This window comes from Bradyrhizobium sp. AZCC 1610, assembly GCF_036924515.1.
Classification (GTDB): Bacteria; Pseudomonadota; Alphaproteobacteria; order Rhizobiales; family Xanthobacteraceae; genus Bradyrhizobium.
In genome coordinates this window covers 1,478,986-1,500,890 of sequence record NZ_JAZHRR010000001.1, presented here as the reverse complement: position 1 = coordinate 1,500,890, position 21,905 = coordinate 1,478,986, and the positions used below count along the sequence as shown (strand labels likewise).

The following is a 21,905-nucleotide window of genomic DNA, read 5'->3' as shown; positions in this document are numbered from 1 at the left end:
CCGAAATGTTCAAATCGAACCGCTGGAGACGTTTGGCGCTGAAGGCCGCACTCGCGATGCCGCTGTCGGCCAGCGCCGCACAGGAGCCAACGCCGGCACGTTCGGAGCAGGAACTTGCCGATCTCGTCAGGAAGACCGAGGCCCAGGCTTCGGCTTTCATGCGTGGCGACATGGACACGTGGTCCGGCCTGGTGCGGATCGCAGGAGACTTTACGCTGATGCAGCCGTTTGGCGGTGAAGCCAGCCGCGGCTTCGATATGAGTCCCGAACGGCTGGCGCGGCTCGCGAGCTACTTCAGGAATGGCGACGCCAAGCTCGAACTCGTACAGTCCTATGCGTCTGACGATCTGGTCGTTCTTGCGATGATTGAGCGTGAGCACGGCGAAGTCGGCGGTTTGCCGGACCAGGATTGGTCGCTGCGTGTGACGCAAGTCTATCGCAGGCAAGGCGGGCAATGGTGGCTGGTCCATCGCCATGCCGATCCGCTCGTGCGCCACGTCGGGCTTGAGACCGCGGCCGCGCTGGCCCGCGGCGCAAATCTCGACGGGCGGTAACGCTTCGCGGTTCGTTGCCATCTCGATCAGGCATCGCACTTTGGGTCGGGATTGCAGTCGGCTCCGGAACTCCCGGATAGAAGAACAGCGACGCTCTAATTCCCGTTAAGCAGCGGGGTCCCGAATGCCCGCCGCCAGACCGACAGAAAACGCGGAAACCAGGAGTGAGCGACCGCGCCCTGATAGGCCCATGTGCGATATTTCTGACCGTTTTCGGATAACAGCTCCTGATATCCGCCGTGCGTTTCAGTCGCGGTACGAATATCGCGCAAAATGTCCTGCGCGCAGGACCTGTATCTATGCGTGCCGGAGTGTTCATCGTACTCCAGCATGCGATCGGCGAATTCGACGTTAAACGTCGGCCAGGACGAACGTCCCTGGTAGGCGGGCGCTGCAATCTTGTGGATCATCTTGTTCAGCGGATTATCCACGGATACCAGAAAGTGAGACGTATCAGGTATCCGAAATCGCGGTTCGGCGAGTATCAAATCCGTCGTTGCCGCGAACAATGCGCGCTCGGCATCGTCACTCAAGTCCCAAAATCCCTGGTGCACGTTGACGAAATCGAGCGCAATGGAAGACGCCGGCGGCTCGCTGGCGGCGTGCAAGGCATGCCTGACGTAGCCGGGCCTGCCGAACAACCGGAGCAGCTCCTTTTTGTATTGCGGGAGTTCGCGTCCGAGCACGGCTTCCAGCTCGATCCGATCAATCACCCCGAGTTTTATCCCGCGCAGAAAAGTCGCGTAAACGCATGCATTGGTGACAAAACGCCTGCGTTCGGCGCGGGTATCGGTTGCCGCGGAACGCGGTGCGGTTACGTCACACAGCAAAGCCGTGACGCCGCCCTCCTCGAACGGCTCCAACGCTTCCGCAAGTTGAAGTATCGCCTTCTTCAGATCCCCGCGATACTCGGCAAGCAACAGACGGCCGGCATGCGCGCCTTGCGACATCGCCAGATAGGAAGATTGCCTTTGATCCGCGTCGATGATTTGCTGCAGACCTGCGAGGATGCCCAACAGCGTATCCGACGGCAGTGAGAAGTAGTCGACGCCGATATACCGGTCGCCTCCGGCAGGAATAATGGTCGTCGTGACGACATTGGAGCGAACGGCTTCCAGCATCAGCCGGACGCTTTTTTCGAGCAACCGAACCCGGCGGACGGCATCCTCGGAATCCATGATGGTCTCGGGATCGAGAACATCGGGATAAAACCAGGCAAAGTCCCGCGGATAATAGGCAGTTGCGTGCGGCGCCCCCGTGACGAGAAAGGCTTCCTGCGGAGAAAATGCGCTGTCGACCGCGTGCCGGTACAGCTCATCGATTCCCAGCGACAGGCGATGCGCCTTTCTCAGGAACCGGTCGCTGAGAAAATTGACGCCCTGAATAACGTTGGCGATGCAGCTCGCAAACAGTCCCTGATAAAATCGGTATTCGCGATGTGACGGAAATGAAATATCACTATTCATAGGCTTGGATGATCGGTGTCCGAGGCTTCGAGGTCACGCGTTGGTACCCAAACACGATTGATTCGTCTCTCCGTCAAAGCGCGGTGATTTGTCATCGAATTGTCATGTTGTTCGATCTTGGCATTTGAGCATGACCCGCTGCAAGCCAACAGCTACGCTTGCCCCGCCCCACCCGCTTCCCTTGTTTGACTCCCCGGCCGGAAATTCTCGATCAGCCGCAGCAGCACGCGCGCGCCGGCATCGACATCGGCAAGTTCGACATGCTCGGCCGGATTATGGCTGATGCCGCCGCGGCAGCGAACGAACAGCATGGCGACGTCTGATATATCGATCATCGCCATGCCGTCATGTCCCGCCCCGCTCGGCAGTTCGAACACGGGATAATTTTCGGCAGCAACGGCTTCTGCCACTTGCGTTTTCAGCCATGGGGCGCAGGGCACGGTACGGTTTTCGTGGGTGACGTCGATCTGCAACGAGAGTTCACGCCGTTTCGCAATCACCTCGATCTGCCGCACGATCTCGGCGACGGCCTGCTTGCGGTGCGGATCAGTCGGCGCACGGATGTCGAGCGTGAACGATGCCCGACCGGGAATGACGTTGGTCGCGCCCGGCATCGCGCTGATGACGCCGACGGTGCCGACCAGGCCTGCACCGTCGGCCTTGCAGAACTGCTCGACTGCGACGATGCATTCGGCGGCGCCCGCCAGCGCGTCGCGCCGCATCGCCATCGGCACCGTGCCGGCGTGTCCCGCCATGCCCGAGAGGTTCGCCGCCAGCCGGGTGGCGCCTGATATCGCCGTCACCACGCCGACGGCAAGGTTCTGCTGCTCCAGCACCGGCCCCTGCTCGATATGCAGCTCGACATAGGCGTGCAGTTCGCGGCGCGTCCTCGCGGCCGTACCGATCTGGCCGGGGTCCAGCCCAAACTGCACCATGGCCTCGCGCATGGTGAGGCCGCTTGAATCGCGCGCGTTGAGCACGCTTTCGTCAAAGGTTCCGGCGATCGCCCGGCTGCCGAGCAGCGTGGAGGCGAAGCGCACGCCCTCCTCGTCGGCGAAACCGACGACTTCGATCGCAAACGGCATCCGCACGCCCCGCCGGTTCAGGTCGGCGACGCAGGAGATCGCCGTAATCACGCCGAGCGGACCGTCCCACTTGCCGGCGTCGCGCACGGTGTCGTAATGCGAACCCAGCATCAGGCAGGGCAACCCGGGACGTTCGCCCTCATAGCGGCAGCAGACATTGCCGATGGCGTCGAGATGTGCAGCCATGCCGGCATCTCTCATCCACGACAGAATGAGATCCGCCGCGATGCGATGTTCAGGCGAAAGGAAGATCCGCGCCAGATGCTCGCCCGTCTCGGAAATTGTCCCGAGCTGGTTGATCCGGCTTACGATTTCATCGCCGAGCATTGCTTCATCCAATGTCGAAAGCGTCGTCAGCGAGATGCGCCAGATTGGCGTGCCAGTGCTGCGCGATCTGTAGCCGCGTCGGCACCCAGACCCGCTCGTGCTGTCCGATGTAGTCGAGGAAGCGGATCAGCGCCGCCGCGCGGCCGGGACGGCCGACGACCCGGCAATGCAGGCCGACCGACATCATCTTCGGCGCTGTTTCGCCTTCCCTGTAAAGGACGTCAAAGCTGTCCTTGAGGTAGGTGAAGAATTCGTCCCCGCCGCCGAATCCCTGTGGGTTGATAAAGCGCATGTCGTTGGCATCGAGCGTATAGGGAATGACCAGGTGCGGCTTCGACCCGCGCGCCTTGATCCAGTATGGCAGGTCGTCCGCGTAGGAGTCGCAGAGATAAAGCAAACCGCCGGCTTCCATCAAAAGCCGCAGCGTGTTGATCGAGGAGCGCCCCGTGTACCAGCCGAGCGGGGGCACGCCGGTGGCCTCGGTGTGGACGCGGATCGCCGCCGCGATCTCGGCGCGCTCCTCGGTTTCCGACATGTCCTTGTGCTCGATCCATTTCAGGCTGTGGCTGGCGATGTCCCAGCCGGCCTCCTTCATGGCGGCGACCACATCAGGATTTCGCTTCAACGCCATCGCGACGCCGAACACGGTCACCGGCAAATTGCGTTCGGTGAAGGTCCGCCACAGCCGCCAGAAGCCGGCGCGCGAGCCATATTCGAACATCGATTCGATATTGGCGTGGCGCTGGCCGGGCCAGGGCTGTGCACCCATTACATCGGACAAAAAAGCTTCCGAGGCGCGATCGCCGTCGAGAATATTGTTCTCGCCGCCTTCCTCGAAATTCACCACGAACTGGACCGCGACCCGCGCGTTGCCGGGCCACCTGGGATCGGGCGGGTTGCGCCCGTAGCCGCGGAAGTCGCGCGGATAGGCCGGCGCGGCCATGCTTATATTTCCTCGAAGCGGATCTTCTGCGCACCCTGCCACAGCACGGTCTTGCCGAACGCAGTCAGGTTCTCCAGCCCCGAGGTCAGGGTGATGAAATGATTGCCGGCGAGCTGGCCCATCTTACTCGCAAAATGCACCCCGCCATAGGCGAGCAAAATTTCGGTCTCGCTGATGCCGCCGGGATAAAGAATGATCTGGCCGGGCGCGGGATAGCTGGTGTGGTTCTCGTAGGAGACGCCGAAATCGAGATCGCCGAGCGGCATCCAGACACCCTCGCCGCTCCACCGGACGTGGATCGCCTGGCTCTCGAACGGCATTGCCTTGCGAAACGCGGCAACCGTCTTGGGCGCCAGTTGCTCCTCGAAACGGGCCTGGAAGGTGAATTCACCGGCACGGACAATCAGTTGGCTCATCGATCTCTTCTTCTGGATGTATTTGAGGAAGTGGTTCAGCGGTATCCATTACAGCCGGGAATAACGGAAGCAAGGGCCATTCCAGCCCCAAAAGGCGGTTTCAAGGATGGCGCGGCCATCCTGGTCCGCCGCCGCTCAGGCCTCGCCGCGCCAGAATGCGGTCTGCAGCGGAAGCTGATGTTTGATCATGGCGACGCCATCAACCACTTTCAGGCCGCGTGCGGCGCAAGCCTGCATGAACTCGGTGCGGTGTGCGGCAATGATATCGAACACCGCGCAATCATCGGGTAGCCGCGCCGGGTCCATCGGCAGGGCGTCCGCCCGATGAAGCCCGAGCGAGGTCGCATTGACGAGCAGGCCGGCATCGTCGAATTCTTCGTCGAGGCTGATCTCAAGGTCGGCGAAGCGGTTGCGGAGTTTTGCTGCAAGCGTTTCGACCGGCTCCCGCGTCTCGTTCAGAATTCGCAGCCGCCGCGCTCCGGCGGCAGCGAGCGCGTGGCAGATCGCGCGGCCAGCGCCACCAGCCCCGATCACGACGCAGCGACGCTCCGGATCAAAGATCCCGTTCTCGCGCGCGGCATTGAGAAAACCGCCGCCGTCAAAGGATTCGCCGACCAGCCGTCCGCCACCCTCGACCCGGATCGTGTTGACCACGCCCTCGAATTCGGCGGCCGGCCCGACGGCGTCACAGAGCTCGAACGCCGCCGGCTTGTGCGGCATGGTGAGGTTGAAACCGGCAACGCTCGGCGACTTCGCAAGGGTGCGGATCGTTTCGGACAGATTTTCCGGCGCGATGTCGAGCGGCACCATATGCCAGTCCAGCCCGTTGCTCTGGAAATAGGGCGTGTAATGGCACGGCGCGCCGACATGCCCGGCCGGGTGGGCGAAGATGAACACGAACCGCGAGGCACCGGTCGGAAGCCGCATAGCACTATCCTTTCACGGCGCCGGCCGTCAGCCCGCTCACCAGATAGCGGCGCACCGCGAGAGAGAAGATCAGGACCGGTGCCATCACCAGCGATCCACCGGCGGCGATCTTGCCCCACTCCCAGCCCTCGTAGTTCATGAAGTTGACCACGGCAACCGGCGCGGTGCGCGCATTCGTCCGCGTCAGGATCAGCGCAAAGAAAAAGTCGTTCCAGGCATAGAGAAAGCACAGGATCGCGGTGGCAGCGATGCCGGGCGTCACCATCGGCAGCACGATTTCGAGGAAAACGACGCGGGTCGATGCGCCATCGACCAGTGCCGCCTCCTCCAGCGACTGCGGCACGGTTTCAAAAAACGGCTGCATCATCCAGATCACGAGCGGCAGGTTGAAGCTGGTGTAGACCAGCACCAGCCCGGTGACGGTGTCGAGCAATCCGATCCAGCGATAGAACAGGAAGAACGGAATCGTGAACGCGATCGGCGGCGCCATCCGCGTGATCAGGATCGCAAAGCTCAGCGCGTGCTTGCCCCGCCCCGCCCATCGCGACAGCGCGTAGGCGGCGGGCACTCCGAGAATGAGCGCCAGCGCGGTCGAAAACGAGGCGCTCATCAGGCTGTTGACGAAGGAGGCCGGGAACGCGCCCTGCCAGAGCGAGGTGTAGTTCTCCAGCGTCGGCGTGAAGATCAAGGGCGGCGGAAACTGCAGGATCAGGTCGTTGGACTTGAAACTCATCTGCAGCAGCCACAGGAATGGCGATAGCAGCACGATCAGCGTCACGCCAATCGCAACGAGCCGGCGAACGCTGGCCGAACGGCGGATAGGCCCACTCATGCCTCCACTCATGCCATGGCCTCCCGCCGGCGGCCCATCCACACCACGCCGAGGCTGACAGCCACGACCAGCAGCAGCATCACGATCGTGACCGAGCTGGAATAGCCGATCTCGTTGAAATCGAAGGCAAGCAGGTAGGCATAGTAGTTCGTTACTTCAGTGACGCTGCCCGGCCCGCCGCCGGTCAGGAGGAACACCAGCGGGAATGCCTTGACGCTGTCGATCAGGCGAAACATGCCTGAGATCACCAGGATCGGCGTGATGAAGGGCAGCGTGATGTAAAAGAAGATCTGCAGCCGGTTGGCGCCATCGACCAGCGCCGCTTCGGAAAATTCGTCCGGAATGGTCTGCAACGCGGCCAGCACCATCAGAAAGGTGAACGGCAACCATTCCCAGGTGTCGGCGATGATGATCGCGGTCAGGGCAAAATCGACGCTGGAGGTGAGCGACGGCAGCGCGATGTTGAGCAGGCCTGCGGCGTAGTAGAGCGGGCTGATGTCTGGCGTGTAGATCAGCTTCCAGATGATCGCCACCACGATCGGCGGCAGCACCATCGGGATCAGGAAGAAGGTGCGGGCGAATTCCACGACGCGCGACTGCGTGTGCAGCAGGAGCGCCAGCAACATGCCGAGCAGAACCTGAAACAACACGCCCCAGAACGACAGCTTGGCCTGCACCCACAGCGAATTGACGAAGCGTGGGTCATCAGGCAGCAGGCGGTAGTTGCGCAAGGGCGAACTGAAATCGGTCGACGAGCCGGGATTGACCAGTTGAAACGGCGTCAGGCTGGTCACGACCAGATAGATCGCGGGCAGACCCGCTATCATGAACAGCACGATCAGGCTCGGCGCCAGCGCCCAGCGGTTGAAGCGGCGGCGCTCGGCGTCGACCAGTCCTTTTCCACTCAAAGCGCAGTCCCGGCCCGCCGCATATTGGCAATCGCCTGCTCCTGCGCGGCGTTCATCGCAGCCTGGGCGGGGAGCTGCCCGGTCGCCACCTGCTCGAAGGCCTTGTTGAGGACATCGCCGACGATCGGGAATTCCTTCACGGTGCGATAGGCCATGTAGTTCTCGCCCTTCGCTGGCAGTCCCAGCACTTCGAGATAGAGCGCGCCGAGGTCCTGACCGTTGATCGTGTTGAGCCGGCGATATTCCTCGCTCGCGATCACGGATTTGCGGCAGACCGAGGAATGGCCGTGCTCCTTGACGAGCCGCATCGAGATTTCCGGGCTGAGCGCCCATTTGATGAATTCCCAGGCAGCCTTCTTGTTCTTGGCGTTTTTGGGAATGCCGAGCCCCTGGCTATTTGCTGCCGGGCAGTCGCGCGCCGGGCCAGCGGGCATCCTTACGACGCGCGAGGTGTCCTTGACCTTGCTGTCGCCTGACATGAGGATCGGCGTGATCCACGCGCTGGAATGAATGAAGATGTTGGAGCGGCCGGTCAGCAGCGATTGCCGGGCCTGGTCCTCGGTATAGGTCAGCACACCCTTCGGCGCGTAGTTCTTCAAGAGGTTCGCGTAGAATTCGATCGCCTGGACCGCTTCCGGCGAGTTCAGCGTCGGCATGATGTCGGCGGGCGGATTGCGGAAGATGTTGCCGCCAAAACCCTGGATGTAAGGCGGCAGGCACCAATGATGGAGCTGGAAGCTTACGATGCCGTTGACGTTGTCCGCACCGTTCATCGCCGCGCAAACCTGCTCGAGCTCGGCAAAGGTCTTCGGTATTTTGAGTCCCCGCTTCTCCATCAGGTCCATGCGCGACAGGCCCATCACCATGGCGCCGCCTTCCCACGAATAGCCGTAGGTGGCGCCCTTGGCGTCGCGGTAAGGCACCTGCGCGCCTTCGACGAAATCCTTCGGCTTCCACTCGGCCGGCGTCAGGTTGGGATCGCCGGTGAACTCGTCGAGATTGGCGAGCAGGCCCGCCGCGACCCAGCGCGCGGCGAGAATGAAGGTGACGTTGACGAAATCGAATGCCGAGCCGCCCGACGACAGTTCCAGATTGGCCTGCTGGTTGTAGACCGGAAACGCCGAGAGCTGCAGATCGACCTTCATGCCGGTCTGTGCCTCGAACTCGGGGATGTAGTTCTGCAGCAGGGTGAAGAAGCGGTGCTGGAACGATGCGCCGCGCAACGTGACGCCGGCAAACGGCTTTGTCTGCGCAATGACCGGCATCGGAAACGCCGCCGCGCCGATTGTGGCGGCGCCGGCCTGAAGCAGCGTTCGGCGGCTGACGGCTGCGGATTTATGGCTCGAATTCTTCTTGGTCATGGCAGCCTCCCTGGGCGGTCTTTTCGACAATATGACCGACATAAAATAGACTGTCAAAAGGAGGCTTCGCTAAAATTGGCTATTTTCATGGTATGAATTGACATCGCACCGCAATAAAGCAGACAATATTATTTCAAGGCTTGAGGGTCACGATTTGCCCAGGGACATCGAACTCCGCCGGTCCAACACCCACATCGCGCGCGAGATCGCCAAGCTCATCGTCTCCGGCGTATGGCACGAGGGTTGGACGCTGCCGCGCGAGATCGAACTCGCCTCGCAATTCAAGGTCAGCCGCACCTCTATCCGGGAATCACTGTCCGTCCTCAAGGCAAAAGGCCTGATCGCCGCGCGGCAGAAGGCGGGCACGCATGTCCGCGAGCGGATCAACTGGAACATGCTGGATGCGGAGCTTCTGGAGTGGACATGGGCGCTGCGTCCCACCGAAGAGTTCGCCCGGCAGCTCACGCAGGTGCGGCGGATCGTCGAGCCGGAGGCCTGCGCTATCTGCGCCGAACGCGGTTCGGATGCCGATCTCGCCCGCATCGAACGGGCCTATCGCGAGATGGACGCCGCCGGCATGGACAGCCGCGCCTATTCCGACCCCGACTTGCGCTTCCACCGCGGCATCCTGACGGCGACCGGCAATGATTTTCTGGTCGCCTTCGGCGCCACCGTCGAAGCGGCACTTCGGATGTCGTTCGATCTTTCGACGCTGAATCCGGGTGCGCCGCGCAAGAGCCTGCCCTATCACCGCGCCATCCTCGACGAGATATGGGCGCGCAATCCGGATGGCGCGCGGCGCGCGATGCATCGCCTGATGGACCTGACCGAGCGCAATATTACCTCGGCTCTGTCCCGCCGGCATGGCGAAGCGATGGCGGCAGCGGATGCCAGCCGTGAACACGACGCGTAACGGAACAGCCCTAAGCGCTTGCTTTCCCTTGGTGTTGTGCGTTTCATTCCAGTCAAACATTCAGGACCGGGGAAACACCCATGCCCGCAAGAATCATCGGAATGATCGGCACTCAACAGGAGGGCGTCGCGGTTCACCTGATCAAAGGACAGATATCGCGGGAGTGGGTGATTGACTTCACCCGCCTACACGAGCAGTGGAACTATGATTCTGTTCTCGTTGGATATTACGCCTCCGCCGCCGAAGGTTTTGCGATTGCGCTTTATGCGGCCGACCACACCGAACGGATCAAGTTCCTGATCGCACACCGGCCCGGCTCGGTGGCGCCGGCGCTGGCGGCGCGGCAGGTCGCGGCCTTCGACCAGCTCACGCAGGGCCGGATGGCGCTGCATATCATCGCCGGCACCAGCGACGCGGACCAGGCCAGCGAAGGCGACTTCCTGCCCAAGAACGACCGCTACCGCCGCGCCGGCGAGTATCTGGACGTGATGCGGAAGCTCTGGACCAGCGACAGCCCGATCGACCACCACGGCGAGTTCTACCGCGTCGAGGGCGGCTACTCCGACATCAAGCCGTACCAGCAGCCCTGCCCGCCGCTGTTCTTCGGCGGCTCATCGGAAGGCGCGCTGGAGATGGGCGCGAGGCATTGCGACGTGTTCGCGATCTTCGGCGAACCGCTCAAGGAGACGCGGGAGCGGGTCCAGGATTTCCGCCGGCGCGCGGCGGCCTTCGGGCGCAGCGTCGGATTCAACATGTCGCTGCGGCCGATCATGGCGGCGACCGAGGGCGCGGCGTGGGACAAGGCCAACGCCCTGCTGGCGGACGTCGAGCGCAAGACCGGCGCCGCGCCGCAGCCGACCAACCATTCCGCCGAACGCCTGCTCGGCTATGCGGCGCGCGGCGACGTCCATGACGAGCGGCTGTGGATGGGGATCGCGCGCGCCACCGGCGCACCCGGCAATACGTCGTGCCTGGTCGGAACGCCCGAACAGATCGCGGCCGCCGTGCTGGAATACTACCGGCTTGGCATTCATTCCTTCCTGCTGCGCGGTTTCGAGAACCCGCACGACACGATGGCAATCGGCCGCGACCTCATTCCACTCATCAAGGCGGGCGCGCTGGAGATCGACCGGCAGGCCGAAGCGGCCGAGTAAAACTTCACCCGAAGAATCTGCAGGCACCTCAAGATGCCGGCGTAATGCATTGGAGCCTAAGAAGAAAACGCATGAAAGAAATTGCATGAAGGCCGTGGTTGTCGACAGCTACAATTCGATCGACGGCATCTCGATCAAGGAGATCGATACGCCCGGCGTTTCCGAAGGCTGCGTCCGCGTCAAGGTCGGCGCCGCGGCGGTCGGCTTCGTCGATGGCTTGAAGGTGCAAGGACTTTATCAGACCAAGGACCCCCTGCCGTTCGTGCCGGGCACGGAGTTTGCCGGCATCGTCGATGCCGTTGCCGACGACGTCACCGCGTTCAGGCCTGATATGTCCGTGATCGGCATGACCCGCTCCGGCGCGCTTGCCGAATACATTTCGGTGCCGTCTGCGGCGCTCAAGCATCTGCCGCCGCAGGTTCCGTTCGAGGCCGGCGCGTCGTTTCAGGCCAACTATCTGACCGGGCTCTACGCGCTGGATGCCCGTGCATCGCTGCGCGAAGGCGAGATATTGCTGGTGCTGGGCGCGGCCGGCGGCGTCGGCATCGCCGCCGTTCAGATCGGCAGACTGATGGGCGCGCGGGTGATCGCAGCCGCCTCAACGGCGGAGAAGCGCGACTTTGCAGTTCGTCACGGCGCCGATCAGACCATCGACTACACCCAGGTGGATTGGCGAGATACGCTGAAGGAATTGACCGGCGGGCATGGGCCGGATGTCATTTTCGATCCCGTCGGCGGCGAAGTATCGCTGCAGGCGTTTCGCTCGATCGCCTGGCGCGGGCGGCACCTCGTCGTCGGATTCGCCTCCGGCACCATTCCAGCGCTGGCGTTCAATCTGCCGCTGCTCAAGGGAGGCGCGCTGCTCGGCGTCGATCTCGCCCAGATCCAGAAGCGCGAGCCGGAGACTCACACCCGCCTGATGGCGCAATTGTTCGACTGGCTGGCATCGGGCAAATTGCAGCCCGTGGTCGGCAAGGTCGTGCCGTTCGAGAATTTCCGCGAGGCGTTCAAGACCATGCAGTCGCGATCGGCGCTCGGGAAGATGATCGTCAAATTCGTCTGAAGTAATGCGTCGATGCAGGATACGAACTGATGCCTCTGGAAAATGGCAATAAATCGCGCCGCCTCATGCATACGCGCATCGTCGAATGCGAAGGCTTTCTGCGCGACGACGGGTTTTGGGAAGTCGAGGCGTGGCTGCGCGACACAAAACCCTTCACCCAGCGCGCCGATCGTTTTCGCGGCGAACTGAATCCGGGCGATCCCGTGCACGATATCGGCCTGCGCCTGGCAATCGACGACGGCATGACCATTCGCGAGGCCGAAGCGATGATGCGCGCGACGCCCTATCCGACCTGCGTCGAGGTCGAGCCGATCCTGCAGCGCCTGATCGGCGAGCGCGTCGGCCCCGGCTGGCGCGAGACGGTGCGCCGCAAGATCGGCCGGCTGGAAACCTGTACGCATCTGATGGAATTGCTCGGCCCTGCCGTCACTACGCTGTACCAGACCATGTCCTACGGCAAGAAGCCGCAGGGCCGCGACACGCTGGAGAACCAGCGGAACTCCGGCGAGCGGCCATTCTTCATCGGCGGCTGCCATTCCTGGCGCACCGACGGACCGGTCGTCGCCGCGATGTTCCCGCAGTTCGCGACCAAGCCGACGGCAAAGGATTAGTTGCGGCCAGTCTGATCCCGCTCCCGCATCGACGACCTCGCATGCAGGTCGCCTGTCGAGCTGGTGCTGCAGCTCACTCATCCGTCGTGGCAAATGGCCGCCGCTTCCTTTATTGCCAGCGGGGCTCCAACTCCGATCCATCCGAGCGGCCATGGCTCCCGTGCAGCCACGCACGAACTACCCCGGACATATCCTTTAGAATAGATATCTGAGATATCACTTGTTGACACATTAGCATCAATACTTAGGATGCAAGAATGACCTTTAATATTGGCCCGAGCGCCGCTGGCGAGGCAGGCTGAATGATCACAGCAGCTCAATTGCGGGCTGCCAGGGTGCTTCTCGGCATCGATCAGCGGCAGCTCGCGGAGCTGTCGGGGCTTTCGGTGCCGACCATCCAGCGGATGGAAGCGAGTGAGACGATGATTCGGGGCAACGTCGATTCGCTGGTGAAGCTGATCACCGCGCTCGAGGATGCCGGCATCGAATTGATCGACGATGGGGCGAACAGCGACGGCGGCGGGCGCGGCGTGCGGCTCAAGGCCGGCTCTGGAGATCGCGCGGAAAACAAGACATCGAGCGGAGCGAGGGCGCGCAAATAATGTCGGCCGTCGCTCTGCAAATGGTCTGTGTCGCCGGATTACTCGGGTTGGCCGCACTGGCGATCGTTCTGAGCCGATCGAAGATCTCCACACCCGTCATCTACGGCGCGACACTGGCCGTATCGACGATTGCATTAGCCGGCGCGTTGCGCAGCCTGCTCGGCGGCGCCGCTGATGCCACCACCCTCACCCTGCCGGTTGGATTGCCATGGCTTGGCGCGCACTTCCGCCTCGACGCACTGGCCTCGTTCTTCCTCATCGTCATCAATCTGGGTGGGGCGTCGGCAAGTCTCTATGGCCTCGGCTACGGCCATCATGACCCCGCGCCGCACCGCGTGCTTCCCTTCTTCCCCGCCTTTCTCGCCGGCATGAACCTCGTGGTGCTGGCCGACGACGCCTTCTCCTATCTGCTGTGCTGGGAGTTCATGTCGCTGGCGTCGTGGGCGCTTGTCATGGCGCATCATCGTGAGCCCGGCAACGCCAAGGCCGGCTACGTCTATCTCGTAATGGCAAGCTTCGGCACGCTCGCGCTGCTGCTCGCCTTCGGCCTGCTGGCAGGGCCGGCGGGGGACTACGGATTTGCGGCCATTCGCGCTGCGCAGCACACGCCCTATGCGGCGACGCTGGTGCTGATCCTGATGCTGCTCGGCGCCGGTTCCAAGGCGGGCCTGGTGCCGTTGCACGTCTGGCTGCCGCTCGCCCATCCGGCTGCGCCGAGCCACGTGTCCGCGCTGATGAGCGGCGTCATGACCAAGGTCGCAATCTACGGCTTCATTCGCGTCATGTTCGATCTGCTGGGACAGCCGACCTGGCCGGCCAGCGTGGTCGTGTTGTTCCTCGGCAGCATCACCGCCGTCATGGGCATCCTTTACGCCATGATGGAAAAGGATCTGAAGCGCCTTTTGGCCTACAGCACCATCGAAAATATCGGCATCGTCTTCGTCAGCCTCGGCCTTGCCATGGCGTTCCAGGCTAACGGCCTGAAGATGCCGGCCGCGCTCGCCTTCACCGCCGCCTTGTTTCACGCGCTCAACCATTCCTTCTTCAAGAGCCTGCTGTTCTTCGGCGCCGGCGCCGTGCTGACCGCGACGGGTGAGCGCGACATGGACAAACTGGGCGGTCTCATTCACCGCATGCCGTTCACGAGCTTCGTCGTCCTCGTCGGCTGCGTCGCGATCTCGGCGCTGCCGCCGTTCAACGGATTCGTGTCGGAGTGGCTGATCTTCCAGGCCGTGCTGCAAAGTCCGGAGCTGCCGCAATGGGCGCTGAAGATCATGGTGCCCGCGGTCGGCGCGATGCTGGCTTTGGCCGCCGCGCTGGCCGCGGCCTGCTTCGTCAAGACCTACGGCGTGACCTTTCTCGGCCGGCCGCGCGGGACGGCGGCGGAAGCCGCTGGTGAAGTCGATCGCTTCTCGCTCGCGACCATGTTCATTCTCGCAGCGCTCTGCCTGCTGGCCGGAATCCTGCCGGGGCTGGCGATCGACGCGCTAGCGCCGGTTGCGACCCAGATCCTCGGCAGCCGCATGCCGGCCCAGACAGGTCAACCCTGGCTTTCCATCGTGCCGATTGCGGAGGGCCGCAGCTCCTACAATGGATTGCTGGTGATGATGTTCATAACGGCAGCCGCGTCGCTTGCCGTGTATGTCATCCATCGCTTCGCTTCGCACGCGCTGCGCCGGGGACCAGCCTGGGGATGCGGTTTCTCCGACGCCACGCCTGCCGCGCAATATTCAGCCGTCAGCTTTGCGCAACCGATCCGCCGCGTGTTCGGCACGCTGGTGTTCCACGCCCGCGATCACGTCACGATGCCGCCGCCGGGAGACCTTCGGCCGGCGCGGCTCAGAATCGAATTGCACGACCTGGTGTGGAGCGGAATGTATGCGCCGATCGCGGATGCCGTCGGCTTCTTGTCGACGCGGCTCAATCGCCTGCAGTTCCTGACCATCCGGCGATATCTCAGCCTGGTCTTTGCTACCCTCGTCACGCTGCTGCTGGTGCTCGCGATATGGTCGTGATCTCGGACATCATCGTGCAAGGCGTGCAGATGCTGCTCGTGCTGCTGCTCGCCCCGCTCCTGACCGGCTACGTGCGCAAGATCAAGGCGCGGCTGGTACGCCGCCAGGGCGCCTCCGTCTTCCAGCCCTATCGCGATCTGCTGCGGCTCCTGCGCAAGGAAGTGGTGCTGGCCGACAACGCATCATGGTTGTTCCGCGTCACACCCTACATCACCTTCGCGGCGATCTGGGTCGCCGCCGCCTTGGTGCCGACCTTCGCGACCGGGCTGCTGTTCAACTGGACCGCCGATCTCATTGCTATCGTTGCATTGCTCGGAAGCGCGCGCTTCTTCCTCGCACTCGCGGGGATGGACGTCGGCACCAGTTTCGGCGGCATCGGCTCCAGCCGCGAGGTCATGATCGCAGCGCTTGCCGAGCCCGCGATGCTGCTGATCGTATTCTGTCTGGCGCTGGTCGCTGGCTCGACACAACTCTCGACCGTCTCGCACTTCCTGGCGTCGTCCTATGTGGGCTTGCGGGTATCGCTCGGAATGGCGCTGGTCGCGCTGTTCATGGTCGCGATCGCGGAGAACGCGCGCATCCCGGTCGACAACCCGGCGACGCACCTCGAACTCACCATGGTGCACGAGGCGATGATCCTGGAATATTCCGGACGACACCTCGCCATGATCGAACTCGGCGCTTTCCTGAAGCTGCTGCTCTACGTCTCGCTGATCGCCTGCGTGTTCCTCCCCTGGCAGATCGCGCTCTACGGCAGCGGCGCGTTGTCCTACACGATCGGCGCCGCCGCCTACATCGTCAAGCTCGCGCTGGCCGGCTTTCTGCTCGCGCTATTTGAGACCGCCACGGCGAAGATGCGGGTGTTTCGCGTCCCGCAATTCCTCGGCGCGGCCTTGATGCTGGGCCTGCTCGGCACCCTGCTGCTGTTCGTTTCGAGGAGTTTCTGATGCAAATGCACAGCCTCGCCTTCGACATCTCGCATACGCTGGCCGGCGGACTGGTGCTGATCAGCCTGATGATGCTGTATCAGGACCGTCTCTATTCGCTGCTCAATGTATTCGCGCTCCACGCCCTGGTACTGTCGCTTTCCGTTGCCTGGCAGGCCTTCATCCAGGATGCGCCCCATCTCTACGTCACCGCGGTCATCGCCCTGGTCTTCAAAGCGATCGTCATTCCGGTGGCGCTGCACCGCATCGTCAAGCAGCTCGGAATTCACCGCGACATAGAATCGGCCGTCGGAATCGGCCCGACCATGCTGGCGGGGATGGGGCTCGTCGCCCTCTCGCTGGTTCTCATGTTGCGGGTGACGAGCGACGCCGACCCGCTGGCGCGCGAGGATCTCGCTTTTGCCCTGTCGGTGGTGCTGCTCGGACTTCTGGTCATGGTGACGCGCCGCAATGCGGTCAGCCAGGTGGTCGGCTTTATGTCGCTCGAAAACGGACTGGTGCTGGCCGCGACCGGCGCCAAGGGCATGCCGCTGGTCGTCGAGATCAGCGTCGCCTTCTCGATCCTGATCGCGTTCATCGTCATCGGCATCTTCCTGTTCCGAATCCGCGAGCGCTTCGATTCGGTGGATGTCTCCGCACTCGACGACTTCCGGGGCGAACGGCGATGAACCTGCCTTTCTTCGCTCCCGTCACAGCCGTCCTGCTGATCCCGATCTGCTCGGCGGCGCTGCTGGCCGCCCTGCCCGGCTACCGGCTGACGGCACGGCTGAACGTCGTTGCCAGTCTGGCGACATTCCTGTCCGCGCTCTCCCTGTTCGTGGTCGAACGCCCCTCTCCCGGGCCTTACGTGCTGATCGACGACCTGAACATCGTCTTCATCGTGCTCAATACCTTCGTCGGGTTCACCACCAGCATCTTCAGCGCGAGCTATATCGCGCACGAGCTCGAAACCGGCCGGCTGACGCCGGTGTACCTGCGCTTCTACCATGCCATGTATCAGATCATGATGTTCGGCATGAATCTCGCGTTCGTGTCGAACAATATCGGCCTGATGTGGGTGGCGGTCGAACTCGCGACGCTAACGACGGTGCTGATGGTCGGCATCTACCGCACCCATGCGGCGCTCGAAGCCGCCTGGAAGTATTTCATCCTGGGCAGCGTCGGAATTGCGCTCGCTTTGTTCGGCACGATCCTGGTCTACATGGCGGCGCGCCCGGTGATGGGTGAAGGCCAGGACGGCATGGTCTGGACGCTGCTGGTCGAGCGCGCCGCGAACTTCGACGCGGCCCTGCTCAACGTCGCGTTCGTATTCCTGTTTCTCGGTTACGGCACGAAGGTCGGCCTCGCGCCGCTGCACGCCTGGTTGCCCGACGCGCACGCCGAAGGTCCGACGCCGATATCGGCGGTGTTGTCGGGCCTGTTGCTGAACGTCGCGCTCTATGCGCTGCTGCGCTTCAAGATATTGCTCGCCGCCAACCCGGCCTCGATCGCCCCTGGCCCTCTGATGGTGACGATGGGCCTGGTCTCGCTGATCTTCGCGGCCTTCATGCTGTACCGGCGACGCGACATCAAACGCCTGTTCGCCTATTCCTCGATCGAACACATGGGCATCATCGTATTTGCGTTCGGCATGGGCGGTCCGCTCGCCAATTTCGCCGGGCTCCTGCACATGGTGATGCACAGCCTGACCAAGTCGGCGATCTTCTACGCCGTCGGGCATATTTCACAGATCAAGGGCACCCAGCGGATTTCGCGGATCCGCGGCCTGACCGTGACCCATCCGGCGCTCGGCTGGGGACTGGTGGTAGGTGTCGTCGCGATCGCCGGACTGCCGCCGCTCGGGATCTTCATGAGCGAGTTCCTGGTCGTGAGTTCGACCTTTGCCAGGCAGCCGTTGCTTGCGATCGTGCTGGTATTCGGGCTGTTACTGGCCTTCGGCGCCTTGACGTTGCGCCTGACCAGCGTCGCCTTCGGCGAGCCGCGCGGCAGTACGGCCCCGGCCGACGCCTCGTACATTCCGATGTTTGCGCATCTCGCACTGGTATTGGGCGCAGGGATTTATCTTCCTGCCCCCCTGGTGGTCTGGTTCCAGCACGTGGCTCAACTCCTTGGATAGGGACGAATCGACATGCCGTCGCTGATCGATCTGACGCTGGAGGGCCGCAAGGTCGGGCAACACCGCCCGTGGCCACGCGTGGTGGTCGATGCATCGGTCTGGATATTTGCGGCGAGCGAGCTGGCGCATGGACGCTGGAGCCTGCTCGGCCTGTGGGGCGAACCCGCGGCGGTTCACATGGCGATCATGGATGGACAGACCGCAGAGATCGCGGTTGTCAGCCTGGATTGCCCCGACCGCACGTTTCCTTCCGTCGGCAAGCATCATCCGCCGGCGCTGCGGCTGGAACGGACCATCAACGACCTGTTCGGACTGTCTGCCGAGGGCTCACCCGACGCGCGACCATGGCTCGATCACGACCGCTGGGGCGTGCGCTTTCCATTGGGCGATCGCATCGACGCGTTGCCAAAGGCGGCGCCCTACGGTTTCCTCGCGGCGGAAGGCGACGGCCTGCACCAGATTGCGGTAGGCCCGGTGCATGCGGGTATCATCGAGCCCGGACATTTCCGCTTTACCGCGAGCGGCGAAACCGTGGTCCGGCTGGAGCAACGGCTCGGATACGTCCACAAGGGCATCGACGGGCTGATGACCGGCGCCAGCCTCGCGCGCGGCGTTCAACTCGCCGGCCGCACGTCGGGCGACAGCACCGTGGCCTACGCCTACGCGTTTTCGCGCGCGGCAGAGGCAGCCCTCGGCCTCGTCGTGCCCGACCGGGCCGTATTCCTGCGCGCGCTGCTAGCAGAACTCGAGCGGCTCGCCAACCATCTCGGCGACATCGGCGCGATCTGCAACGATGCGTCCTTTGCATTGATGCACGCGCATTGCGGCGTATTGCGCGAGAGCGTACTGCGCGCCGCCGGCGCGGCCTTCGGCCATCGCCTGATGCGGGACATCATCGTGCCCGGCGGTGTCAGCCGCGACATCGGCGCTGGCGGGGCGGAAACCATCCAGGCCACGCTGGACAATATCCGACTGCGCTTTCCGGCTTTGGTTGAACTCTATGACAACACCGCTTCGCTGCAGGATCGTACCGTCGATACCGGAATGCTCAAGCCGCCGCTCGCCCGGCAGTATGCCGCCGGCGGCTATGTCGGCCGCGCCTCGGGCCGCTCGTTCGACGCGCGCCGGACGCTGGCCTATCCGCCGTATGACGCCTTACGGTTCGACGTTCCTGTCCTCAGCGAGGGTGACGTCAACGCGCGCGTCTGGATCAGGATACGTGAAGTCGAACAAAGCATTTCGCTGATCGAGCAGATCCTGAGCCGGCTTCCCGAAGGCCTGACACGCAAGGAAGTTCCGCTTGGCGGAGAGGTGCGCGAGGGCATGGCGATCGTGGAGGGATTCCGCGGCGACGTTCTGGTCTGGCTGCGCCTGCGCAATGGCCTGATCGAACGATGCCATATGCGCGACCCTTCGTGGTTTCAATGGCCGCTGCTGGAAGCGGTGATCGAGAACAACATCGTCGCCGACTTTCCACTCTGCAACAAGTCGTTCAACTGTTCCTATTCGGGCCACGATCTGTAAGGACGTTACGCGATGCGCAAGCTGCTGTTCGAAAGCGTGTTTCGCCAGCCGCTCACCGAGCGGGCGCCATTGCCCGATGACGCCGCCGTGGCGGAGCTTGCAACCGCGCTCGGACAGGCCGCGCGGCGACGGCTCGGCCGGAGCCTGTCGATCCGCGAGGTCGATGCCGGATCCTGCAACGGATGCGAGCTGGAAATTCACGCGCTCAACAACGCCTATTACGACGTCGAGCGGTTCGGCCTGCGGTTCGTCGCCTCGCCGCGTCATGCCGATGTCCTGATGGTGACGGGACCGGTGACGAAAAACATGCGCGAGGCGCTCGAACGCACCTATCACGCGACGCCGAACCCGAAATGGGTCGTCGCGGTCGGAGATTGCGCGCGGAACGGAGGATGTTTTGCCGGCAGCTATGCGGTCGTCGGCGGCGTCTCCGAGGTCATCCCGGTCGACCTGCATATTCCCGGCTGCCCGCCTGCCCCGACAGCCATGCTGCAAGGCTTGCTGGCGCTGCTCGAACGCACGGACGCGGACGCCGTTACGTCGTGAGCAACGCTATCGAACACGCTCCAGCACCCTCTTCGGTTGGCGCATGGTCTTGCTCTTTGTCTTGAGATTTGTCTTGGGATTTGTGACATGTTCGCGAAGGCGCACCCCTCGCCCTCCCGTCGCGCTCGCCGCACCCGGATTGATCAGCTCGATCCCGGCGCTCTCGAGCGCGGAAACCAGTTTCATCAGGGAATCGACGTTGGCGCGGATCACGCCGTCGCTGGCTTCCATGCGCTGGATGGTCGGCACCGAAAGATCGGCCAACTCGGCCATTTGCCGCTGATCGATGCTCAGAAGCGCGCGCGCGGCCCTGAGTTGATTGGCGGTAATCATGGGGCGATTCTCCCGGTTCCGAAGCGGATATAGTTATCCCATCTAAATTACCGTCTCAAGCATCAACTTAGAGGTTCAGTATATCAATCAGGGCACAGCAAATGGTCTCTGCACGATTGGCATCCGATTCACGACATGATAAGCGATGTATCAAACATCCTATTTAATGCATGGTGATATAAGGTGCGGTTGCTGGGGTGCTATCAGGGCAGGAACGGTGCAATCGAGATCGTCGAATGCTCCGCCGATGGAACGCGGATCTATTTCGAGGAAGGCATCAGGCAGAGTCAGGCCACGCCCGACGGCGAGAGCGTCTTCAGCTATGTCAGGCTCATGGACGAACTCCTGCATTGCGCCACGAACATTCTGGTCCTGGGATGCGGTGGCGGAAATCTCGCCACCAGGCTGGCGCGGCTCGGAAAAGAGCTGACGATCGTCGACAATAATCCGATCAGCTTCGTGATCGCTCAGAGATACTTCGGGCTGCCGGGCGGATTGCCGCTGATGGTGTCCGATTTCCGGAAATTCATTCTCGATGACGACTTGCTATACGACGGGATCCCATCGATGTCGAAGGTCCGGATTTTCGCTTTGACGATGAATTCGACGTCGAGACCTGCGACGCCATCCGCGCGCGATTGACGCCCGGCGGCCGCATCGTCATGAACGTGTTGGTCGCGAACGACTTCGACCCGGTACCCGATCGCATCGCCGCACGGCTTGCCGGCGACCAGCTGGGAACGTGGATCATCGACGAGCAGGGCGTCCAGGATCGAAATGCGATCATTGCATGCGTGCCGGAAAAGCAGTTGAACGCGCGTCCGGCGCTTGCCGAGGCGATGCAAAACAGCCTCGAGCGCTGGTCGATCCGGCGAGCCAGATTGCGCGGTCGCGGCCTCGGCGCGATGTACTCCGCCGCTGACAGATAGCCCGCCGCGCGGCGCATGAAATTTCTGCTGCGCGCCCGCGCAAGTTCCAGCGAACGGCGCCGCAACCTTCGATTAGCGTCTGGACGCAAAACTGCTCGCCAAAATTTCGCGACACGGACTTCTTGCATTGCGAGAAGTCATTGCAGCCAGCGCAAAAGGACGCAGTCGGAGCGAACTGGCAGATTGGGCGTGACGCCGCGTCGGACAGGTGTCAGTATCCAAGCATAATCAAAAGCCGCGCACGTCGGACGAAGCGCGGCTGCCGAGGGGGAAATAAAAGCGTCAACGTCGGCGCGCGAATTTCTTTTGGCCCAACCCGTCCGTTGGCGTCGC

23 protein-coding genes are annotated in these 21,905 nt (G+C 62.9%); 14 read left to right on the top strand and 9 right to left on the bottom strand.

The features are described from left to right. Positions 1-5: 5 nt before the first annotated feature. Positions 6-554 (top strand): YybH family protein, encoded by a 549-nt coding sequence (locus tag V1279_RS07365; protein WP_334433900.1) that lies wholly within the window; start codon positions 6-8, stop codon positions 552-554. A gap of 95 nt (positions 555-649) precedes the next feature. On the opposite strand, the gene V1279_RS07360 is transcribed toward V1279_RS07365, so the two are convergent. The 8 genes from V1279_RS07360 to V1279_RS07325 form a co-directional block, all read right to left on the bottom strand. Next, positions 650-2,020, bottom strand: coding sequence for a hypothetical protein (locus tag V1279_RS07360; protein ID WP_334433898.1), 1,371 nt, complete (start codon positions 2,018-2,020; stop codon positions 650-652). Positions 2,021-2,172: 152 nt separating this feature from the next. Beyond that, positions 2,173-3,432, bottom strand: a complete 1,260-nt coding sequence (locus V1279_RS07355) for an allantoate amidohydrolase (RefSeq protein WP_334433896.1) — start codon at positions 3,430-3,432, stop codon at positions 2,173-2,175. A gap of 4 nt (positions 3,433-3,436) precedes the next feature. Next, the gene (puuE, locus tag V1279_RS07350; protein ID WP_334433894.1) at positions 3,437-4,375 is read right to left on the bottom strand and encodes an allantoinase PuuE; all 939 of its coding nucleotides are present in this window, start codon (positions 4,373-4,375) and stop codon (positions 3,437-3,439) included. 2 nt (positions 4,376-4,377) lie between these two features. Next, the gene (locus V1279_RS07345; protein WP_334433892.1) at positions 4,378-4,791 is read right to left on the bottom strand and encodes a DUF3830 family protein; all 414 of its coding nucleotides are present in this window, start codon (positions 4,789-4,791) and stop codon (positions 4,378-4,380) included. A 135-nt stretch (positions 4,792-4,926) separates the two neighbouring features. Beyond that, the gene (locus tag V1279_RS07340) at positions 4,927-5,718 is read right to left on the bottom strand and encodes a shikimate dehydrogenase family protein (protein ID WP_334433890.1); all 792 of its coding nucleotides are present in this window, start codon (positions 5,716-5,718) and stop codon (positions 4,927-4,929) included. Between the two features lie 4 nt (positions 5,719-5,722). Then, entirely contained in the window at positions 5,723-6,550 is an 828-nt protein-coding gene (locus tag V1279_RS07335; RefSeq protein WP_334433888.1) for a carbohydrate ABC transporter permease, read from the bottom strand. Positions 6,551-6,558: 8 nt separating this feature from the next. After that, on the bottom strand, positions 6,559-7,458 hold the full coding sequence (locus V1279_RS07330; RefSeq protein WP_334433886.1) for a carbohydrate ABC transporter permease: 900 nt from the start codon (positions 7,456-7,458) through the stop codon (positions 6,559-6,561). Next, a complete protein-coding gene (locus V1279_RS07325) occupies positions 7,455-8,819 on the bottom strand; it encodes an ABC transporter substrate-binding protein (RefSeq protein ID WP_334433884.1) in 1,365 nt (454 codons plus the stop codon). The genes V1279_RS07330 and V1279_RS07325 overlap by 4 nt, the downstream gene beginning before the upstream one ends. Before the next feature lie 154 nt (positions 8,820-8,973). Here V1279_RS07325 and V1279_RS07320 point away from each other — a divergent pair, with 154 nt between their 5' ends. The 11 genes from V1279_RS07320 (at position 8,974) to V1279_RS07270 (ending at position 20,310) form a co-directional block, all read left to right on the top strand. Further along, entirely contained in the window at positions 8,974-9,732 is a 759-nt protein-coding gene (locus tag V1279_RS07320; RefSeq protein WP_334433882.1) for a FadR/GntR family transcriptional regulator, read from the top strand. Between the two features lie 80 nt (positions 9,733-9,812). After that, positions 9,813-10,886, top strand: coding sequence for an LLM class flavin-dependent oxidoreductase (locus tag V1279_RS07315; RefSeq protein ID WP_334433880.1), 1,074 nt, complete (start codon positions 9,813-9,815; stop codon positions 10,884-10,886). Between the two features lie 85 nt (positions 10,887-10,971). Continuing rightward, positions 10,972-11,949, top strand: coding sequence for an NADPH:quinone oxidoreductase family protein (locus V1279_RS07310; protein ID WP_334433878.1), 978 nt, complete (start codon positions 10,972-10,974; stop codon positions 11,947-11,949). A 29-nt stretch (positions 11,950-11,978) separates the two neighbouring features. Further along, the gene (locus V1279_RS07305; protein ID WP_334433876.1) at positions 11,979-12,560 is read left to right on the top strand and encodes a DUF2889 domain-containing protein; all 582 of its coding nucleotides are present in this window, start codon (positions 11,979-11,981) and stop codon (positions 12,558-12,560) included. Between the two features lie 302 nt (positions 12,561-12,862). Then, the gene (locus tag V1279_RS07300) at positions 12,863-13,162 is read left to right on the top strand and encodes a helix-turn-helix domain-containing protein (RefSeq protein ID WP_334433874.1); all 300 of its coding nucleotides are present in this window, start codon (positions 12,863-12,865) and stop codon (positions 13,160-13,162) included. After that, the gene (hyfB, locus tag V1279_RS07295; protein ID WP_334433872.1) at positions 13,162-15,177 is read left to right on the top strand and encodes a hydrogenase 4 subunit B; all 2,016 of its coding nucleotides are present in this window, start codon (positions 13,162-13,164) and stop codon (positions 15,175-15,177) included. The genes V1279_RS07300 and hyfB overlap by 1 nt, the downstream gene beginning before the upstream one ends. Next, the gene (locus V1279_RS07290; protein ID WP_334433870.1) at positions 15,168-16,124 is read left to right on the top strand and encodes a respiratory chain complex I subunit 1 family protein; all 957 of its coding nucleotides are present in this window, start codon (positions 15,168-15,170) and stop codon (positions 16,122-16,124) included. The genes hyfB and V1279_RS07290 overlap by 10 nt, the downstream gene beginning before the upstream one ends. Before the next feature lie 5 nt (positions 16,125-16,129). Further along, the gene (locus V1279_RS07285) at positions 16,130-16,792 is read left to right on the top strand and encodes a hydrogenase-4 component E (RefSeq protein WP_212419042.1); all 663 of its coding nucleotides are present in this window, start codon (positions 16,130-16,132) and stop codon (positions 16,790-16,792) included. Then, positions 16,789-18,240, top strand: coding sequence for a hydrogenase 4 subunit F (locus tag V1279_RS07280; protein WP_334433868.1), 1,452 nt, complete (start codon positions 16,789-16,791; stop codon positions 18,238-18,240). Before V1279_RS07285 ends, V1279_RS07280 begins: the two co-directional genes overlap by 4 nt. A gap of 12 nt (positions 18,241-18,252) precedes the next feature. After that, positions 18,253-19,764 (top strand): hydrogenase large subunit, encoded by a 1,512-nt coding sequence (locus V1279_RS07275; protein ID WP_334433866.1) that lies wholly within the window; start codon positions 18,253-18,255, stop codon positions 19,762-19,764. Positions 19,765-19,776: 12 nt separating this feature from the next. Next, positions 19,777-20,310 (top strand): NADH-quinone oxidoreductase subunit B family protein, encoded by a 534-nt coding sequence (locus V1279_RS07270; RefSeq protein ID WP_334433864.1) that lies wholly within the window; start codon positions 19,777-19,779, stop codon positions 20,308-20,310. Between the two features lie 6 nt (positions 20,311-20,316). On the opposite strand, the gene V1279_RS07265 is transcribed toward V1279_RS07270, so the two are convergent. Then, positions 20,317-20,643 carry a helix-turn-helix transcriptional regulator gene (locus V1279_RS07265; RefSeq protein ID WP_334433862.1) on the bottom strand — a complete coding sequence of 109 codons (327 nt, stop codon included), beginning with the start codon at positions 20,641-20,643 and terminating at the stop codon, positions 20,317-20,319. A 183-nt stretch (positions 20,644-20,826) separates the two neighbouring features. Here V1279_RS07265 and V1279_RS07260 point away from each other — a divergent pair, with 183 nt between their 5' ends. Next, the gene (locus V1279_RS07260; protein ID WP_334433860.1) at positions 20,827-21,285 is read left to right on the top strand and encodes a hypothetical protein; all 459 of its coding nucleotides are present in this window, start codon (positions 20,827-20,829) and stop codon (positions 21,283-21,285) included. Then, entirely contained in the window at positions 21,282-21,572 is a 291-nt protein-coding gene (locus V1279_RS07255) for a hypothetical protein (protein WP_334433858.1), read from the top strand. Before V1279_RS07260 ends, V1279_RS07255 begins: the two co-directional genes overlap by 4 nt. Positions 21,573-21,905 lie beyond the last annotated feature (333 nt).

Bases quoted from the DNA above. Each gene is read 5' to 3' on its own strand.
- V1279_RS07310 (WP_334433878.1), top strand. From the start codon at position 10,972: ATGAAGGCCGTGGTTGTCGACAGCTACAATTCGATCGACGGCATCTCG.
- V1279_RS07270 (WP_334433864.1), top strand. From the start codon at position 19,777: ATGCGCAAGCTGCTGTTCGAAAGCGTGTTTCGCCAGCCGCTCACCGAG.
- V1279_RS07305 (WP_334433876.1), top strand. From the start codon at position 11,979: ATGCCTCTGGAAAATGGCAATAAATCGCGCCGCCTCATGCATACGCGC.
- hyfB (WP_334433872.1), top strand. From the start codon at position 13,162: ATGTCGGCCGTCGCTCTGCAAATGGTCTGTGTCGCCGGATTACTCGGG.
- V1279_RS07365 (WP_334433900.1), top strand. From the start codon at position 6: ATGTTCAAATCGAACCGCTGGAGACGTTTGGCGCTGAAGGCCGCACTC.
- V1279_RS07325 (WP_334433884.1), bottom strand. From the start codon at position 8,819: ATGACCAAGAAGAATTCGAGCCATAAATCCGCAGCCGTCAGCCGCCGA.
- V1279_RS07340 (WP_334433890.1), bottom strand. From the start codon at position 5,718: ATGCGGCTTCCGACCGGTGCCTCGCGGTTCGTGTTCATCTTCGCCCAC.
- V1279_RS07360 (WP_334433898.1), bottom strand. From the start codon at position 2,020: ATGAATAGTGATATTTCATTTCCGTCACATCGCGAATACCGATTTTAT.
- V1279_RS07285 (WP_212419042.1), top strand. From the start codon at position 16,130: ATGCACAGCCTCGCCTTCGACATCTCGCATACGCTGGCCGGCGGACTG.
- V1279_RS07345 (WP_334433892.1), bottom strand. From the start codon at position 4,791: ATGAGCCAACTGATTGTCCGTGCCGGTGAATTCACCTTCCAGGCCCGT.
- V1279_RS07290 (WP_334433870.1), top strand. From the start codon at position 15,168: ATGGTCGTGATCTCGGACATCATCGTGCAAGGCGTGCAGATGCTGCTC.
- puuE (WP_334433894.1), bottom strand. From the start codon at position 4,375: ATGGCCGCGCCGGCCTATCCGCGCGACTTCCGCGGCTACGGGCGCAAC.
- V1279_RS07315 (WP_334433880.1), top strand. From the start codon at position 9,813: ATGCCCGCAAGAATCATCGGAATGATCGGCACTCAACAGGAGGGCGTC.
- V1279_RS07280 (WP_334433868.1), top strand. From the start codon at position 16,789: ATGAACCTGCCTTTCTTCGCTCCCGTCACAGCCGTCCTGCTGATCCCG.
- V1279_RS07265 (WP_334433862.1), bottom strand. From the start codon at position 20,643: ATGATTACCGCCAATCAACTCAGGGCCGCGCGCGCGCTTCTGAGCATC.
- V1279_RS07355 (WP_334433896.1), bottom strand. From the start codon at position 3,432: ATGCTCGGCGATGAAATCGTAAGCCGGATCAACCAGCTCGGGACAATT.
- V1279_RS07335 (WP_334433888.1), bottom strand. From the start codon at position 6,550: ATGAGTGGGCCTATCCGCCGTTCGGCCAGCGTTCGCCGGCTCGTTGCG.
- V1279_RS07275 (WP_334433866.1), top strand. From the start codon at position 18,253: ATGCCGTCGCTGATCGATCTGACGCTGGAGGGCCGCAAGGTCGGGCAA.
- V1279_RS07300 (WP_334433874.1), top strand. From the start codon at position 12,863: ATGATCACAGCAGCTCAATTGCGGGCTGCCAGGGTGCTTCTCGGCATC.